Here is an 18,396-nt window from a genome sequence, read left to right as displayed (position 1 = left end):
CCTCGAGATGTCCAGGCACGGGGACGACGGATGCGCTGTTGCGCGAACGCCGCGGTACCACCCCGCTTGCCACGCTCACGCGTGACCACTCAAGAGGCTGTGACGGGCCCGCCCGTTCGGTTCTACTGGGCCGAATGGCTGTTCTTCCGAAAGCTCCCCGGTGATGGCCGGATCGATGCTGGTCTGGCGTTGATTCTAATTGCGATCGCAAACCCGGCGAAGCCGGGTGCCGCGGGTCGCAATCATCTGGACTGTAAGCACTCCAAGAGGCTGGCCCGCCGCAGGACGCACCTGCGGTCGGCTAGCCCCTTGGAGTGCCGGGTAGCGCACTGTCCATGGGCCTCACGCCTGGACTTCGAGCACGCCGATGCGCCACAGCGCGGCGTACATGTGCCGCACCGGGATGTGCAGCAGACGGGCGGCACCGGCCACCAGCGGGTCGCCGCCGGCGGACAGCACTTCTTCGGTGCGGCGGGCCTTCTTCGGCGCCGCGGCGACCGGCACGTCACGCACCACGTGCAGCGTGGGCGCAGCGGTTACGGTAACGACTTCGTCATACAGAGCAGCGGTCATGATCGCCTCCTAACAGGATCAAACGTTGACAGGTGGACCTTCAAAGATTCTTGGGAAGTCCCGTCCCGCAACGGTTCCGATCGGAGCGTGGTTGACGGCTCAGCCGAGAACGCCGCACCGGAGACCGGTCAGGGACGAAACACCGCCCGGATATCGACCCGGACTGCCACTGGAACTCATGCGTCCCTCACCTCCTCTCGGTTCACGACCCACGTGGGTATCCACGCGATCTGCTGCGCACGCGAAGGGAGACAGATGCCGGCGATCCGCCGGAAATCCGCACCCCTCTCGTCAGAGCTTTGGCACTACCCGACGTGTCCGGTAAACCGGAAGCCACCTGGGCTCAACCCTTAAGCCGGGAGGAGCTGTCCTGACCCGGGGCGTCTTTCGACGTTCGGGGTCAGTGGCCTGTGTTCGTGTAGCCGCCTCACCTAACGAGGTGCTTGCCTGACCGATAATGCACGACGTACGGGCCCCGGTCAACGCGGCACCCCCGGGTTTGGGCATCTTTATGCATTCGCTACGGACGCCCACAGCCATCCTTCAGCAATAGCGCGTCTGAGCTGGGAAAACAGCGGCTACCAGGAGGCGATCTCCAGGTTACATTTCGCTATGAGTTCGCTATGTCACATCGGTGAGCCGACCGATGGTGTCGATGTATTCCTCGACCATGTCGAGGACCACCGCTCGCGTCGGCCGGACCCGGTCCAGCGAGCCGACCACCTGACCGACGAAGTACGTCGCCAACTCCCGGGCCTTCGCATCGGGGTGGGCGGCGGCTTGGTTGATCCGCACCTGGGAGTCGGTGATCAGCGCCGTCTGCAGCGGCATCCCCAACGGGTCCGGGGTGTCGGGCCGTTCCCACTCTTCGGTCCAGGCGGTGCGCAGCATGCGGGCCGGCTTGCCGGTCATCGACCGGGATCGCACGGTGTCCGACGACTTCGCGGCCAGGAATTTGTCCTTCACGACCGGCGCGGTCTCGGCTTCCTCGGTAGTCAGCCAAACCGATCCGCACCACACCCCTTCAGCACCCAGCGCCATCGCGGCCGCAATCTGGCGCCCGCGGGCGATCCCGCCTGCGGCCAACACGGGCGTCGGCGCCACCGCGTCCACCACTTCGGGAACGAGCACCATGGTCGCGACCTCGCCGGTGTGCCCACCCGCCTCGGTGCCCTGAGCGACGATCAGGTCCACCCCCGCCGCCGCGTGCCGGCGGGCGTGCTCGGTAGTGCCGGCCAGCGCGGCCACCAGCACGTCGTGGCTGTGTGCCCGCTCTACCAGGTCGTGCGGCGGTGGCCCGAGCGCGCTGGCGATCAATCGGATGTTGTGGGCAAAGGCCACCTCCAGCAGCGGCTCATAGCCCTTGGGTGAGATGTTGAGCCCACCCCTGATCACCTCGTCCTGCTCGGCATGGGCCGCGACGCCGTAGCGGGCCAGGATGTCATCGACAAACGCCCGATGCTCGGCAGGCAGCAGATCCTGAGCTTGCCGTGAATTCACCCCACCGGAATCGGCGCCGACATACTTCGGCGGCAGCAGCAGATCGACCCCGTAGGGCTTGCCGTGCGTCTGCTCCTCGATCCAGGTGAGCTCGCTTTCCAGCCGCTTGGGGCTGTGGGCGGTGGCGCCGAGTACCCCGAAACCTCCCGCATTGGTCACCGCGGCCACTACGTCGCGGCAGTGGCTGAAGGCGCAGATTGGAAACTCGACGCCGAGCATCTCGGCAACTCTCGTTTGCATGCGGCCGACGCTACGCCCTACGAATCAGACCAGGGCCTACGGATCGAACGACGAGGGGCTCCGGCCGTCGGGCGGCCACGCGGCCACGCCCTCCTCCAGTGGAACCTCCAGGCTCTGCAGGATCGACGACACCATTCGCCACGCACCGATGACGGTGACCAGCTCGATGAGAACCGTTTTGTCGCCGCCCAATTCGCGTTCGCAGTCAGCCCAATTCGCGGCGCTCACCACGCCGTCGCGCACGACGTCATCGGTGGCCGCCAGCACGGCCCGCTCGGTGGGCCCGAAGCCGTTGTGGCTCCGCCAATCTCGCACACCCAGCAGGTCCTCGGCGGAAACCCCGAGACGGGAGGCCACCCGCCAGTGCTGGGTCCACTCGTAGTTGCACTCGGTCAGCCACCCGATGCGCATGATCACCAGCTCGCGCAGTCTGCGGTCCAGTGCGCCGTGCCAGAGCATGGTGGCGAGCAGGTCGTTGAACGGCCCCGCCAACTGCGGATGATTCAGCAGCGTCTGAAAGATGCTGAGCTCGGCCATGTAGTCCGGAACGCCGGCTTCATCGGCGGCGGCCTTGGCCTCGTCGACGGGCAGCAGCGGTATCCGGGCGGGCTTGCTCATGGCGGCCTGTCAGGCGTCCAGCCGGGCGAACGCCTTGTCCTCGTACATCTGTACCGACTGCTGCCGGCGAATCTTTCCACTGGTGGTGATCGGGATCGACCCAGGCGACACCAGCACCAGGTCAGCCACGTTCAGCCCGTGCGAGTCGAAGATGGCGGCGGTGATGTCTCGCTTGAGCACCCCCAGCCGCTCCGCGAATTCCTGCGGCGACTCGTCGGCTTTCTGCTTGATCTCGACGATGGCGGCCAGCTTCTCGACGCCGTCCTGAGAAATGGCGATCGCCGCGCACCGGCCGGCGCTGATCTCCTGGATGGTCGCCTCGATGTCGTCGGGAGAGTGGTTGCGCCCGTAGACGATCAGCAGGTCCTTGATCCGGCCCATGATGAAAAGCTCACCGTCGGAAAGAAATCCGGAATCCCCGGTGCGCAGCCACGGGCCTTCGGGCGTGTCTTCCGACGGGTTGACGATCGTCGCGCCGAACGTGTCGGCGGTCGTCTCCGGCTTCTGCCAGTAGCCCGACGCCACGTTGCCACCCAGCACCCAGATCTCACCGACCGTGCCTTCCGGGCACTCGGCGCGGGTGTCACCGTCGACGATGCGGACCAGTTGCGACTTCGGTACGCCGTAGCTGACAAGCGGTGTGCCGGTGCCGCTTTCGACCCGCACCGCCTGGCCGTCCGGCAGTTTCTCCGAGTCGAAATCCACAATTTCGGGCGGTTCGCCGACCTTGCGGGTCGCGATGTACACGGTGGCCTCGGCCATGCCGTAGGCCGGCCGCAGCGCCTTGGCGGCAAACCCGAAGCGGGCGAACCGGTCCGCGAACCGCTTGAGTGTCGCGGGCTGTACCCGCTCGCTGCCGTTCAGGACGGTGTGCACGCCGCCGAGATCGAATCCGGCCAGGTCCTCGTCGGAGGTCTTGCGCACCGCGATGTCGAAGGCGAAGTTCGGTCCGGCCGAAATGGTGGTCCCGTAGCGCGCCATCAACTGCGGCCAGCGGGCCGGGCGCTGCAGGAACGCCACCGGGCTGGTGAGCACGGTGCGCCGGCCGGCCAGGATCGGCATGATGGCCCCGAGCAACAGGCCCATGTCGTGGTAGAGCGGCAGCCAGGACACCACGTCCAGGTCCGCGGGCGGCACTCCCCCTTCGTTGATGAAGAAGTCGGCCATGATCTGCTCGAAATTGGCGAAAACGTTGGCGTTGGAGACCGTGACACCGGCGGGTGTCCGGGTTGAGCCGGACGTGTATTGGAGATACGACGTGCGCGAACCCTCGTCCGCAAGGCGTTCCGGGCGGGACGATTTCGGCCGGGAGTCCAGGTCCAGCAGGTCGACCTCGATGATCGCCGGTGGGTTTGCGCCGGCTTGCGGATCGACGCACTCCTTGACGTTGGTGATGGCCGCCGAGGTGGTCAGGATGACCGCCGGTGCGGTGTCGGCCAGCACCGAAATGGTGCGTTCGTCGTGTGCGCCACCGTAAGGCACCGACAGCGGAACCCCGATGAAACCGGCCTGCAGCGCGCCGAGGAATCCGACCACGTACTCAAGCCCCTGCGGGGCCAGGATCAGCGCGCGGTCGCCGGGCGAACCGTTCAGCTTGAGCTGCTCGGCGATGTTGAGCGTGCGACGGTGCAGCTGCGCCCAGGTCAGCGTCTCTTCGACGCCTTCCCAATCCTGGTCGTAGTTGATGTAGGTGAGCGCCGGGCCGTTCGGGTTCAGGCTGGCGCGTTCGCGCAGCACAGCAGGGATAGAAGAGCCAACCACGGGATCGCACACTACCCGTCGGAGCACGACCCACGTGGTCCGTATCGCCGAAGTCGAATTCCCCCTGCTGCCGATCGGGACCGCCGCATCGTCGCGCCGGTACCCGTTCCGGGGTCGCCCGACGGAGCCGTACCTCCGCTTTAGCCGATCAGCTTCGCCCGCAAAACTGCAGGAGCAGCGGACCTCGCTGAGCTACTGAAACGGGCCGGCCCGCGAAGCCCGTTCGCGTTCCCGAAGACAGGGAAGGGCATTTCGGAGGCCGCGTCGCCGGGCCCCTTCGGCACACCCGTCCCATTTTCCGGCGCAAGGGTCATATGCTGGCATTTTGCCGCCGTTTGCCACGCGCGGCGGCCAGCCCCGAAGCGGTGTGATTGACGTCACCTTGATCGAAATTTTTTGTACGTTCGCACGATTTTTCTACATGCGACGGAGCGACCCGATACGCTTCTGATCGCGCCCGACTATGACGTGGGCGCCGAAGTGTGGGGGTCGGCGAGTGCGTCCGCTGCTGCGGGTCGGCAGCAGGGAGCGGAGTTCGACACGAACTTGCCGGAGATGACTTGAAGCGCGGGCTAAGGAGATGACGTACGACCGTGGAAAAAGCACGCGTTACGCCGGTGGCGGTCATTGGTCTGGCGTGCCGGCTGCCGGGGGGCATCTCCTCACCTGACCAGCTGTGGCAGGCGTTGCTGCGGGGCGAAGACTTTGTCACCGAGGTGCCCCTGGACCGCTGGGACATCGACGAGTACTACGACCCCGAACCCGGCGTGCCCGGTCGCTCCCACTGCAAGTGGGGTGCGTTCATGGACAACCTCGGCGACTTCGATCCCGAATTCTTCGGCATCTCGGAGCGGGAAGCCATCGCCATGGATCCCCAGCACCGGCTGTTACTGGAGACCTCCTGGGAAGCCATGGAGCACGCCGGCCTCACCCCTGCTCAGATGGCCGACTCGCTCACCGGCGTCTTCATCGGATTCACCCACGCCGACTACCAGTTCGTGCAGGCCGAAACCGGCGCCCTGGAAGGCCCGTACGGCAACACCGGCACCAACTCCTGCATGGCTTCCGGCCGGGTCTCCTACGCGCTGGGCCTGCGCGGTCCCGCGGTCACCGTCGACACCGCATGCTCGTCAGGATTGTTCGCCGCGCATCTGGCCGCCCGCAGCTTGAGCGAGGGCGAGAGCGACCTGGCCTTCGCGGGCGGCGTGTACGCCATGCTCGAGCCGCGCCGCTTCGCCTCCGGTTCGGCCAACGGCATGCTCTCGCGCAGCGGCCGTTGCCACGCCTTCGACGTCGAAGCCGACGGCTTCGTCTCCGGCGAGGGCGCCGTCGTACTGCTGCTCAAGCGGCTCCCGGATGCGCAGCGTGACGGCGACCGGATTCTGGCCGTCATTCGGGGGACGGCGGCCAACCAGGACGGGCACACCGTCAACATCGTGACTCCCTCGGCCGACGCGCAGGAGGCGGTATACCGGGCGGCGTTGGCAGCCGGCGGCGTCGACCCCGCCACCGTCGGCATGGTCGAGGCCCACGGCCCCGGCACCCCCGTGGGCGATCCTCTCGAATACGCGAGCCTGGCCGCGGTCTACGGCATCGACGGGCCGTGCGCCGTCGGGTCGGTGAAGACCAACTTCGGCCACACCCAGTCGACTGCCGGCGCTTTGGGACTGCTGAAAGCCATTCTCTCCGTGCAGCACGGCGTGGTTCCGCAGAACCTGCACTTCCACACCATGCCCGACCAGATGGCCGAGATCGACACCAATCTCTTTATCCCGCAGGAAGTTACGCCCTGGCCGATCAGTGACGCCGACCAGCCCCGGCGGGCCGCCGTGTCGTCGTACGGCATGTCGGGCACCAACGTGCACGCCATCCTGGAACAGGCCCCGGAGCCGGCGGCCGAAGTCACCACGGTGTCAGAAGACGGCAGCACCGGCTTGGACGGGACGCTTGTTTTCCCCGTCTCGGCGAGTTCGGAGGAGGCGCTGCGCGAAACCGCCGGACGACTTGCCGAGTGGATCGACGCACAGCCGGATGTCGCGCTTCCGGATCTCGCCTACACCCTGGCGCGCCGTCGCGGTCACCGCACCGTGCGCACGGCACTGTTGGCCGACACCGCGACCGAGCTGTCAAATGCCCTGCGTGACATCGCCGTTGGCGAGCTGCCCATCCCGCCCGCGGTCAGCCAGGACGACCGCGGACCGGTGTGGGTGTTCTCCGGTCAGGGTTCGCAGTGGGCCGAGATGGGCAAGGACCTGCTGGCCCACGAACCGGTGTTCGCCGCCAAGATCGCCGAGATCGAACCGCTGATCGCCGCGGAATCCGGCTTCTCGGTCACCGAGGCGCTGACCGCCCCGGACAAGGTCACCGGCATCGACCGCGTGCAGCCCACCATTTTCGCCATGCAAGTCGCCCTGGCCGCCACCATGCAGGACTACGGCGTCACCCCCGGCGCAGTGATCGGCCACTCGCTGGGTGAGTCCGCGGCCTCCGTCGTCGCCGGCGCCCTGTCGCTCGAAGACGGCGTCAAGGTCATCTGCCGTCGCTCCAAGCTGATGACCCGCATCGCCGGCGCCGGCGCCATGGCCTCGGTGGAACTGCCTGCCCAACAAGTCTTTTCGGAGTTGCTGGGCAGTGGCATCACCGATGTGACCGTCGCGGTGGTCGCCTCACCGCAGTCCACCGTGATCGGCGGGGCCACCGAAGCGGTCCGCGAATTGATCGCCGCCTGGGAGGAGCGCGACGTGATGGCCCGCGAGGTGGCCGTCGACGTGGCCTCCCACTCCCCCCAGGTCGACCCGATCCTCGACGACCTCACCGAGGCGCTGGAAGAGATCAGCGGCCAGGAGCTCGAAGTTCCCTACTACTCCTCGACGTCCTTCGACCCGCGCGAGGAACCCTACTTCGACGCCTACTACTGGGCCGACAACCTGCGCCATACCGTTCGCTTCGCCGCCGCGGTCCAGGCCGCCCTCGAAGACGGCTTCCGGGTCTTCACCGAGCTCTCGCCGCACCCGCTGCTCACCCACGCCGTCGACCAGACCGCCCGCGGTATCGACATGACGGCCGCCGCCCTGGCCTCCGTGCGCCGCGAGCAACCACTGCCGCACGGCCTGCGCGGCCTCATCGGCGACCTGTACTCCGCGGGCGCCGCGGTGGACTTCGCCGTGCTCTACCCGAACGGCCATCTGCTGGAGACGCCGCTGCCGGCGTGGACCCACCGCCGACTGCTGCTCGAGGAGAGCACCGACCGGCTCGCCCACGCCAACACCGTGGCCGTGCACCCGCTGCTGGGCGCGCATGTGCGGCTGCCCGAGGAGCCCGAGCGCCACGTCTGGCAGGGCGACGTCGGCACCGAAGCGCAGCCCTGGCTGGGCGATCACCAGATCCACCGCGCCGCAGCACTTCCCGGCGCGGCGTACTGCGAGATGGCACTCGCCGCCGCCCGCGCGGTGCTGGGCGAGAACGCCGAAGTCCGCGACATCCGGTTCGAGCGGCTGCTGCTCCTCGACGAGGTGAGTCCCGTCGGGGCCACCGCGACGGTTGAGGCGCCCGGCGTCGTGCCGTTCGTGGTGGAGACCAATCAGGACGGCGAACGCTCCCGGCGGGCCTCGGCGATGCTGCATGCCGGACCCGATGGGGAGGCCGACGCGGCGCCGCCGGCCGCACACGACATCGAGGCTCTGCTGGCGTCGCACACCACCCCCGCCGACGGCGATGACCTCCGCCACGAGTTCGACAACCGCGGCATCCAGTACGGTCCGGCATTCAGCGGCCTGACCGCGGCGCACATCACCGAGGAAGCCGGTGACACCGTGCTGGCCGAAGTCGCCGTGCCCAGTTCGATCCGCGCCCAGCAGGGTGCCTACGGGGTGCATCCCGCACTGTTGGACGCCTGCTTCCAATCGGTGGCCGCGCACCCGAGCGTCGGCACCGCCGGGGGCGGCGGTCTGCTGTTACCGCTGGGGGTCAGCCGGCTGCGCGCCTACGGTTCCGCTCGGCATGCCCGGTACTGCCTGACGACGGTGACCCCGGACGGCACCGGCGTGACCGCCGACATCGACATCCTCGACGAGCACGGCACCGTGCTGTTGACGGTGCGCGGCCTGCAGATGGGCACCGGCGCCCCACCCGGCAGCGAACGCGACCGCGTGCTGGCCGAGCGGCTGTTGACCATCGAATGGCAGCAGCGCGATCTGCCCGACAAGACCGTGACCGAACCCGGCAACTGGCTGCTCATCAGCACTTCCGACGCCGCGGACATGATGGCGACCCAGCTGACCGACACGCTGAAGATGCACGACGCCGACAGCGCGACCATCTCCTGGCTGCTGAGCGACGACCACCAGGCCCAGGCGGGCCTGCTGCGCGATCAACTGAGCGCCAACGCCTTCAACGGGGTGGTCGTCCTCACCGCTCCGAAGAGTGCGGAGTCCGGGAGCCCGGTCGACCGGGGCCGAGAGTACGTCGAACACGTCGTGCGCATCGCGCGTGAACTGCCCGACATCGAGGGCCAGACGGCCCGCCTGTACGTCATGACCCGCAACGCCCAGACGGTGCTGGCCGACGACTGCGCCAATCTCGAACAGGGCGGCCTGCGTGGTCTGCTGCGGGTCATCAGCGCCGAACACCCGCACCTCAAGGTGACCTACATCGACGTCGACGAGCACACCGGCGCCGAGCAGTTGACCCGTCAACTGCTGCTCACCGAGTCCGAAGAAGACGAGACCGCCTGGCGCAACGACGAGTGGTACACCGCGCGCCTCAGCCCGACGCCGCTCGGCCCCGACGAGCGTCAGACCACTGTGGTGGAGCACGAGCACCAGGGCATGCGTCTGCAGATCCGCACTCCCGGTGATCTGCAGACCCTCGAATTCGCCGCCTTCGAACGGGTGGCACCCGGTCCCGGCGAGGTCGAGGTCGCCGTCGGCGCGTCCAGCATCAACTTCGCCGATGTCCTGGTCACCTTCGGTCGTTACCAGACCGCCGACGGTCAGCAGCCTCAGCTGGGCACCGACTTCGCCGGTGTCGTGACCGCGGTGGGACCCGACGTCACCGACCTCAAAGTCGGCGACCGGGTCGGGGGTCTGTCGGCCAGCGGCTGCTGGTCCACCTTCGTCACCTGCGACGCCCGCCTGGCGACCCCGATTCCCGACGGACTGACCGACGCCCAAGCGGCCGCGATCACCACCGCGTCGGCCACCGCCTGGTACGGCCTGCAGGACCTGGCCCGCATCAGGTCCGGCGACAAGGTACTCATCCACTCCGCGACCGGCGGAGTGGGCCAGGCGGCGATCGCGATCGCCCGCGCCGCCGGCGCCGAGATCTACGCCACCGCCGGCAGCGAGCAGCGTCGAGAACTGCTGCGCGGCATGGGAATCGAGCATGTCTACGACTCCCGCAGCGTCGAGTTCGCCGATCAGATCCGTACCGACACCGACGGCTACGGGGTGGACATCGTCCTCAACTCGGTGTTCGGTGCCGCCCAGTTGGCGGGGATCAAGTTGCTGGCCCGTGGCGGGCAGTTCGTCGAGATCGGCAAGCGTGACATCTACGGCGACACGAAGCTCGGCCTCTTCCCGTTCCGGCAGAACCTGTCGTTCCACGGCCTGGACCTGGGATTGCTGTCAGCCACCGATCCGTCCGCGGTGCGCGCGTTGTTGACCACGGTGTACAACGCGACCGCCGACGGCGTGTTGCCGGTTCCCGAGAGCACCAACTACCCCCTGGCCGATGCGGCCACTGCGATCCGGGTGATGGGCGCGGCCGAGCACACCGGCAAGCTGATCCTCGAAGTGCCGCACGCGGGCCGCAGCAGCGTCGTGCTGCCACCCGAACAATCGCAGGTGTTCCGTGGTGACGGCGCCTACATCATCACCGGCGGCCTGGGTGGCCTCGGCCTGTTCCTGGCCGAGAAGATGGCGGACGCCGGCGCCGGTCGCATCGTGCTCAGCTCACGCTCGGCGCCCAGCGAAAAGGCCTTGGAGACAATCGAATTGATCCGTTCGATGGGGTCGGACGTCGTGGTGGAATGCGGCGACATCGCCGCAGCCGGCACCGCTGGGCGGCTGGTGTCCGCCGCCACCGCCACCGGTCTGCCGCTGCGCGGGGTTCTGCACGGGGCCGCGGTCGTCGAGGACGCCACTCTGCCCAACATCACCGAGGAGCTCATTCAGCGCGACTGGGCGCCGAAGGTGGACGGTGCCTGGCATCTGCACGAAGCCATTCAGGAGGTCGGGAAGGGCCAGGACCTCGACTGGTTCTGCTCCTTCTCCTCAGCCGCGGCCCTGGTGGGGTCGCCGGGTCAGGGCGCATACGCGGCGGCCAACAGCTGGCTGGACGCCTTCACCCACTGGCGGCGCGCTCAGGGGCTGCCGGCCACGTCTATCGCCTGGGGCGCATGGGAAGAGATCGGCCGTGCGACGACGTTCGCCGAGCAGTCCGGGGAAGGTGAGGCCATCGGCCCGGACGAGGGCGCGTACGCGTTCGAGGCGTTGCTGCGGCACAACCGGGCGTACACCGGCTACGCGCCGGTGATCGGCTCGCCCTGGTTGACCGCCTTCGCTCAGCGCAGCCCGTTCGCCGAGTTGTTCAAATCGGCGAAGGGACGCTCGGGCACCAACAAGCTCGTCGCGAAGCTCATGGAGCTTCCGGTTGAGGAGTGGCCCGGCCAGCTGCGGCGCGTCATATCCGAGGGTGTGAGCCTGATCCTGCGGCGGGCCGTCGACCCGGACTGGGCGCTGTCGGAGTACGGACTCGATTCGCTCGGCAACCTCGAGTTGCGCACACACATCGAGACCGAGACCGGCATACGGCTGACGTCCAACGAGATCACCACGGTGCGCGACCTGGCCGACCGGATCTCCGAACGGCTTGCCGCCTCCCAGGATGCCTCGACGTCCGCCTGATCGGCCGCTGAGGACGCTGCTTCCGGTCCGCGTTGCGGACCCCTCGGCGGGCCGTCGCGCACCGCATGCCGACTCCGGCCAGCTACCTAAACCGACGCGCCCCGCAAGGGCCCTTCACCATCACAAGGTGGGGAAAGGCCCGACGGACCGCGAAGCGCCCGATAAGCACCGAATGAGCGTTAATGTCGCTGTATCAGGGCTCTAAGCTGGTGTTTTGCCGCCGCGCGACGCCGAATTCGGCGTCGGCGAGCCGATGTGATTGATGTCACCTCGGCGAATTATTTTTGTACGTTCGCACGATTTTTCTACATGCGACGAATCAACCGGTTACGCTTCTGAACGCGCCTAACTATGACGTTGGCGCCGAAATTGTGGGGGTCGGTGTACGCGTCCGCTGTTGCGTGCTGGGGCAGCGCGGACCGAAGTTCGACGAGAACGTGCCGAAGAGGGTTCGCAGCGCGGGCTAAGGAGATGACGTACGACCGTGGATAAGACACGCGTGCCGGTTGCGGTCATTGGTCTGGCATGCCGGTTGCCGGGGGGCATCAACTCACCTGACCAGCTGTGGCAGGCGTTGCTAAGGGGCGAGGATTTCGTCACGGAGGTGCCGCTGGACCGCTGGGATGTCGAGGAGTATTACGACCCCGAGCCCGGGGTACCGGGTCGCTCCCACTGCAAGTGGGGCGCTTTCGTGGACAACATCGGCGATTTCGACCCCGAATTCTTCGCCATTGCGGAAAAAGAAGCCGTGGCCATGGACCCGCAGCATCGCATGCTGCTGGAAACGTCCTGGGAGGCCATGGAACACGCGGGCATGACCCCGGCTCAGCTGACCGACACGCCCACCGGCGTGTTCATCGGTCTCAACCACGGCGACTACCAGTTCGTGCAGGCCGAGACGGGCACCCTGGAAGGCCCGTACGGCAACACCGGCACCAACTCCTGCATGGCATCCGGCCGGGTCTCCTACGCGCTGGGACTGCGCGGCCCGTCGGTCACCGTCGACACCGCATGCTCCTCCGGCTTGTTCGCGGCGCACCTGGCTTTCCGCAGCATCAACGACGGCGAGAGCGACCTGGCCTTCACCGGCGGCGTGTACGCGATGCTCGAGCCCCGACGCTTCGCTTCCGGTTCGGCCAACGGCATGCTCTCGCGCAGCGGCCGTTGCCACGCCTTCGACGTGGAGGCTGACGGGTTCGTCTCCGGCGAGGGCGCGGTCGTGCTGTTACTCAAGCGCCTGGACCACGCGGAGCGCGACGGCGACCGGATCCTTGCCGTCATTCGCGGGACTTCAGCCAACCAGGACGGCCACACCGTCAACATCGTCACGCCATCGGTCGACGCCCAGGAGGCCGTTTACCGCACCGCGCTGGACGCCGCCGACATCGACCCCGACACCGTCGGCATGGTCGAAGCGCACGGCACCGGCACACCGGTAGGCGACCCGGTCGAGTTCGAGAGCCTGGCAGCCGTCTACGGCACTAACGGCCCCTGCGCCCTCGGCTCGGTGAAGACCAACTTCGGCCACACCCAGTCGACCGCCGGCGCCCTGGGATTGATGAAGGCGGTGCTGGCCGTACAGCACGGCGTGGTTCCGCAGAACCTGCACTTCAACGAGATGCCTGAGAAGATCGCCGCAATCAAGAGCAATCTCTTTGTGCCACAAGAGGTTACGCCGTGGCCGATCAGCGACCCGGGCCAGCCCCGGCGGGCGGCGGTCTCGTCCTACGGCATGTCGGGCACCAACGTGCACGCGGTGTTGGAACAGGCGCCGGCGCAGGCCCCCGTTGGCCTCACGGTGCTACCGGACGGCAGCACCGGCCTGGAGGGCACCCTGATCTTCCCGGTCTCGGCCAGCTCCGAGGAGGCCTTGCGCAAGACCGCCAGCCAACTCGCGGACTGGGTCGACGCACAGGGAGCAGACCTGCAGCTGTCCGACCTGGCCTACACACTTGCCCGGCGTCGCAGTCACCGGCCGGTGCGCACCGCCGTGCTGGCCGGCACCGCCGCCCAGCTGCGCGACGCGTTGCGCGAGGTGGCCGACGGTGAGACCCCGTACCCGCCGGCGGCCGGCCAGGACAAGCTGGGACCGGTCTGGGTGTTTTCCGGTCAGGGTTCGCAGTGGGCCGAGATGGGCAAGGACCTGCTGGGCAACGAACCGGTGTTCGCCGCCAAGATCGCCGAGATCGAGCCGCTGATCGCCGCGGAGTCCGGCTTCTCGGTCACCGAGGCGCTGACCGCCCCGGAAAAGGTCACCGGCATCGACCGCGTGCAGCCCACTATTTTCGCCATGCAGGTCGCCCTGGCCGCCACCATGCAGGACTACGGTGTCACCCCCGGCGCGGTGATCGGGCACTCCCTCGGTGAGTCCGCGGCCTCCGTCGTCGCCGGCGCCCTGTCGCTCGAAGACGGCGTCAAGGTCATCTGCCGTCGCTCCAAGCTGATGACCCGCATCGCCGGCGCCGGCGCCATGGCCTCGGTGGAACTGCCTGCCCAACAAGTTCTTTCGGAACTCATGGCCCGCGGTGTCAACGACGCAGTGGTCGCCGTCGTCGCCTCACCGCAGTCCACCGTGATCGGCGGGGCCACCCAGACGGTGCGCGAGCTGGTCGCCGCCTGGGAGGAGCGCGACGTGATGGCCCGCGAGGTGGCCGTCGACGTTGCCTCGCACTCCCCCCAGGTCGACCCGATCCTCGATGACCTCACCGAGGCTTTGGAAGACATCACCGCGCTGGAGCCGCAGGTCCCCTACTACTCCGCCACCTCGTTCGACCCGCGCGAGGAGCCGTACTGCGACGCCTACTACTGGGCCGACAACCTGCGCCACACCGTGCGCTTCGCCGCCGCGGTACAGGCCGCCCTCGAAGACGGCTTCCGGGTCTTCACCGAGCTCTCGCCGCACCCGCTGCTCACCCACGCCGTCGACCAGACCGCCCGCAGCCTGGACATGACGGCCGCCGCGCTGGCCGCCATGCGCCGCGAGCAACCGCTGCCGCACGGCCTGCGCGGCCTGGTGGGTGACCTGTACGCCGCGGGCGCCGCGGTGGACTTCGCCGTGCTCTACCCCGGTGGGCGTCTGCTGGATGCGACGCTGCCGGCGTGGACCCACCGCCGCCTCATGCTGCTGGAGAGCACCGACCGCCTCGCGCACACCCATGCGGTCGCCGTGCACCCGCTGCTGGGCGCGCACGTCCGACTGCCCGAGGAACCCGAGCGCCACGTCTGGCAGAGCGACATCGGCACCGAAGCCCTCCCCTGGCTCGCCGACCACCAGATTCACGGTGCCGCCGCGCTGCCCGGCGCCGCGTACTGCGAAATGGCACTGACCGCGGCCCGCACCGTGCTGGGTGATGCGGCCGAGGTCCGCGACGTCAAATTCGAGCAGCTGCTGTTGCTGGACGAGGAAACTTACGTCGGCGCCACCGCGACGGTTGAGGCGCCCGGAGTGGTCCCCTTCACGGTAGAGACCACCCAGGGCGGAGAACGTGCCCGGCGGGCTTCGGCCGTCCTGCACGCCCTCAACGATGAGGAAGCCGCCGACCTGCCGGCTCCGCGCGACATGGATGCCCTACTCGCCGCCCACCAGGACGCGATCGCGGGCGACGATCTTCGGCTGGAAGCCGACCTGCGCGGGATCCAGTTCGGACCCGCTTTCGGCGGCCTGGCCAGCGCCTACACCGCCGAGGCCGCGGACACGGTGCTCGCCGAGGTCGGATTGCCCGGCTCGATCCGGTCCCAACAGGGCGGCTACGGGATCCACCCCGCCCTGCTGGACGCGTGCTTTCAGTCTGTGGCGGCGCACCCCAGCGTCCGCAACGTCGGTAACGGCGGCCTGCTCCTCCCGTTGGGCGTCAACCGGATTCGTTCCTACGGTCCCGCCCGCAACGCCCACTACTGCCTGACGACGGTGACCCCGGACGGCACCGGCGTGACGGCCGACATCGACGTCCTCGACGAGCACGGCGCCCTGCTGCTGGCGGTGCGCGGCCTGCAGATGGGCACCGGCGTTTCCCAAACCAGCGAACGCGATCGCGTCCTGGGCGAGCGGCTGCTGGCGATCGAGTGGCAGCAGCACGAACTGCCTGAGAAGACGGTGACCGAGCCCGGCAACTGGCTGCTGATCAGCACCGCGGAAGCCACCGACATGGTGGCCACCCAGCTGACCGACGCCCTGAAGATGCACGACGCGCAGAGCACCACGATGTCCTGGCCGCTGCATGGTGACCACGACGCCGCGGCCGCGCGGCTGCGCGCTCAATTCGAATCCGGCAGCTTCTCTGGTTTAGTCGTGCTCACCGAACGGCAAAGCAGTACCGATGAGGATTCGATCGTCCGCGGTCAGGAGTACGTCAAGCTGGCGGTTCGCATCGCCCGCGAACTGCCCGAACTGGTAGGCCAATCGCCGCGGTTGTACGTGGTGACCCGCAACGCCCAGACGGTGCTGGCCGACGACTGCCCCAACCTCGAACAGGGCGGGCTGCGCGGCCTGCTGCGGGTGATCGGCGCCGAGCACCCCCACCTGAAGGTCAGCTACGTCGATGTCGACGACCAGTCGAGCACCGAGAATGTGGCGCGCCAGCTGTTGCTGGCCACCGACGAGGACGAAACCGCCTGGCGCGACGACCAGTGGTACACCGCGCGGTTGTACCCGACCCCGTTGCGGCCTGAAGAACGCCGTAACACCGTCGTCGACCACCAGGAAGGTGGCATGCGACTGCAGGTCCGGGTGCCCGGTGACCTGCAGACAATGGAGTTCACCGCCTTCGACCGGGTAGCCCCGGGCCCGAACGAGATCGAGGTTGCGGTCAGCGCAGCCAGCATCAACTTCGCTGACGTGCTGGCCGCCTACGGGCGTTGCCCGACGTTCGACGGCAAGCAGCCGCCGCTCGGCCTCGATTTCGCGGGCGTGGTGACCGCGGTCGGTTCCGGCGTCACCGACCACAAGGTGGGCGACCACGTGGGCGGTTTGTCCCCGGACGGCTGCTGGTCCACTTTCGTCACGTGTGACGCAGGTCTGGCCGCCACGCTGCCCGCCGGATTGACCGATGCCCAGGCCGCTGCCGTCACCACGGCCTCGGCCACCGCCTGGTACGGCCTGCAGGACCTGGCCCGGATCCGCTCCGGCGACAAGGTGCTCATCCACTCCGGCACGGGTGGGGTGGGCCAGGCGGCCATCGCGATCGCGCGCGCCGCCGGCGCCGAGATCTTCGCCACCGCCGGCAGCGAGAAGCGCCGGCAGATTCTGCGCGACATGGGCATCGAGCACGTCTACGACTCCCGCAGCACCGAGTTCGCCGAGCAGATCCGCAACGACACCGACGGCTACGGCGTCGACATCGTGCTGAACTCGGTGACCGGTGCCGCACAACTGGCCGGGATCAGGCTGCTGGCCATGGGTGGACGGTTCGTCGAGATCGGCAAGCTGGACATCTATCAGGACACCAAGGTCGGCCTGTTCCCGTTCCGGCAGAACCTCGCGTTCTTCGGCGTCGACCTGGCCTTGATGTCGCGGACGCATCCCGCCCAGGTTCGGGGGCTTTTGCAGAAGGTCTACGAGCAGACCGCCAACGGCGTACTGCCGATGCCCGAAGCCACCCACTACCCGTTGGCCGAGGCAGCGACCGCCGTCCGGATCATGGGTGCCGCCGAGCACACCGGCAAGCTGATCCTCGACGTCCCGCATGCGGGCCGCAGCAGCGTCGTGCTCCCGCCGGAACAGGCTCAGGTCTTCCGCGCCGACAGCTCCTACATCATCACCGGCGGTCTCGGCGGCCTGGGACTCTTCCTGGCCGAGAAGATCGCCGGCGCGGGAGCCGGCCGAATCGTGCTCAGCTCGCGCTCCCAGCCCAGCCAGAAGGCGCTGGAGACCATCGAAATGGTCCGCTCGATCGGCGCCGACGTCGTCGTGGAATGCGGCGACATCGCCGAACCCGGCACCGCGCAGCGGCTGGTGTCCGCCGCCACCGCCACCGGCCTGCCGCTGCGCGGCGTGCTGCACGGAGCCGCCGTGGTCGAGGACGCCACCTTGCCCAACATCACCGAGGAACTCATCGAGCGCGACTGGGCGCCGAAGGTCCGCGGCGCCTGGCAGCTGCACGAGGCCACCGAGGGACATGACCTCGACTGGTTCTGCTCGTTCTCCTCGGCGGCAGCACTGGCCGGTTCACCGGGCCAGGGCGCGTACGCCGCGGCCAACAGCTGGCTGGACGCCTTCACCCTGTGGCGCCGCGCCCAGGGACTGCCGGCCACCTCGATCGCCTGGGGCGCCTGGGCCGAGATCGGCCGCGGCACCGACTTCGCCGAAACCTCGGGCGATGCGATCGAGCCGGAGGAGGGCGCCTACGCCTTCGAGGCACTGTTGCGGCACAACCGGCCGTACACCGGCTACGCACCGGTCATCGGGTCAGCCTGGCTCACCGCCTTCGCTCAGCGCACTCCGTTTGCCGAGGCCTTCAAGTCCGCCGGCAAGGGCCGGTCGGGCGGCAGCAAGTTCTTGGCCGAACTCGCCGAACTGGACCGCGAGGAATGGCCGGCCCGGCTGCGCCGGATGATTTCGGAGCAGGTGGGCCTGATCCTGCGCCGGTCCGTCGACGTCGACCGGCCGATTTCCGAGTTCGGCATGGACTCGCTGGGCAACCTGGAACTGCGCACCCATATCGAGTCAGAGGTCAAGATCCGCGTCACGACAACCGACATCACGACCGTTCGGGGCTTGGCAGATCACCTTTACGAGCAATTGACATCAAAAGGCGACGCAGCAACACCTGTATGAGGTAGAAAAGACCAAGCGCCGCTGCTT

6 protein-coding genes and 1 riboswitch are annotated in these 18,396 nt (G+C 68.1%); of the genes, 2 read left to right on the top strand and 4 right to left on the bottom strand.

Annotated elements, in window-relative coordinates; genetic code table 11:
- Positions 1-342 precede the first annotated feature (342 nt).
- From C0J29_RS13300 to C0J29_RS13285, 4 genes are all read right to left on the bottom strand, one after another.
- On the bottom strand, positions 343-573 hold the full coding sequence (locus C0J29_RS13300; protein WP_065163804.1) for an Rv1535 family protein: 231 nt from the start codon (positions 571-573) through the stop codon (positions 343-345).
- Between the two features lie 276 nt (positions 574-849).
- A riboswitch (M-box (ykoK) riboswitch) is annotated at positions 850-1,019 on the bottom strand.
- A gap of 175 nt (positions 1,020-1,194) precedes the next feature.
- Positions 1,195-2,313, bottom strand: coding sequence for an NAD(P)H-dependent flavin oxidoreductase (locus C0J29_RS13295; RefSeq protein ID WP_065163805.1), 1,119 nt, complete (start codon positions 2,311-2,313; stop codon positions 1,195-1,197).
- Between the two features lie 36 nt (positions 2,314-2,349).
- On the bottom strand, positions 2,350-2,931 hold the full coding sequence (locus C0J29_RS13290) for a carboxymuconolactone decarboxylase family protein (RefSeq protein ID WP_120792603.1): 582 nt from the start codon (positions 2,929-2,931) through the stop codon (positions 2,350-2,352).
- 9 nt (positions 2,932-2,940) lie between these two features.
- The gene (locus C0J29_RS13285) at positions 2,941-4,692 is read right to left on the bottom strand and encodes an AMP-binding protein (protein WP_120794710.1); all 1,752 of its coding nucleotides are present in this window, start codon (positions 4,690-4,692) and stop codon (positions 2,941-2,943) included.
- A 593-nt stretch (positions 4,693-5,285) separates the two neighbouring features.
- Between C0J29_RS13285 and pks2 (C0J29_RS13280) the strand changes: the two genes are divergently transcribed.
- Positions 5,286-11,597: a sulfolipid-1 biosynthesis phthioceranic/hydroxyphthioceranic acid synthase gene (pks2, locus tag C0J29_RS13280; protein ID WP_120792602.1), complete on the top strand. Its 6,312-nt coding sequence runs from the start codon at positions 5,286-5,288 to the stop codon at positions 11,595-11,597.
- Between the two features lie 484 nt (positions 11,598-12,081).
- On the top strand, positions 12,082-18,369 hold the full coding sequence (gene pks2, locus C0J29_RS13275; protein ID WP_120792601.1) for a sulfolipid-1 biosynthesis phthioceranic/hydroxyphthioceranic acid synthase: 6,288 nt from the start codon (positions 12,082-12,084) through the stop codon (positions 18,367-18,369).
- Positions 18,370-18,396: the final 27 nt, after the last annotated feature.

The organism is Mycobacterium paragordonae (assembly GCF_003614435.1).
Lineage (GTDB): Bacteria > Actinomycetota > Actinomycetes > Mycobacteriales > Mycobacteriaceae > Mycobacterium > Mycobacterium paragordonae.
Note: the sequence above shows the minus strand (reverse complement) of the source record. Positions and strands in the feature narration are given on the sequence as shown.

Bases quoted from the DNA above. Each gene is read 5' to 3' on its own strand.
- C0J29_RS13300 (WP_065163804.1), bottom strand. From the start codon at position 573: ATGACCGCTGCTCTGTATGACGAAGTCGTTACCGTAACCGCTGCGCCC.
- C0J29_RS13295 (WP_065163805.1), bottom strand. From the start codon at position 2,313: ATGCAAACGAGAGTTGCCGAGATGCTCGGCGTCGAGTTTCCAATCTGC.
- C0J29_RS13290 (WP_120792603.1), bottom strand. From the start codon at position 2,931: ATGAGCAAGCCCGCCCGGATACCGCTGCTGCCCGTCGACGAGGCCAAG.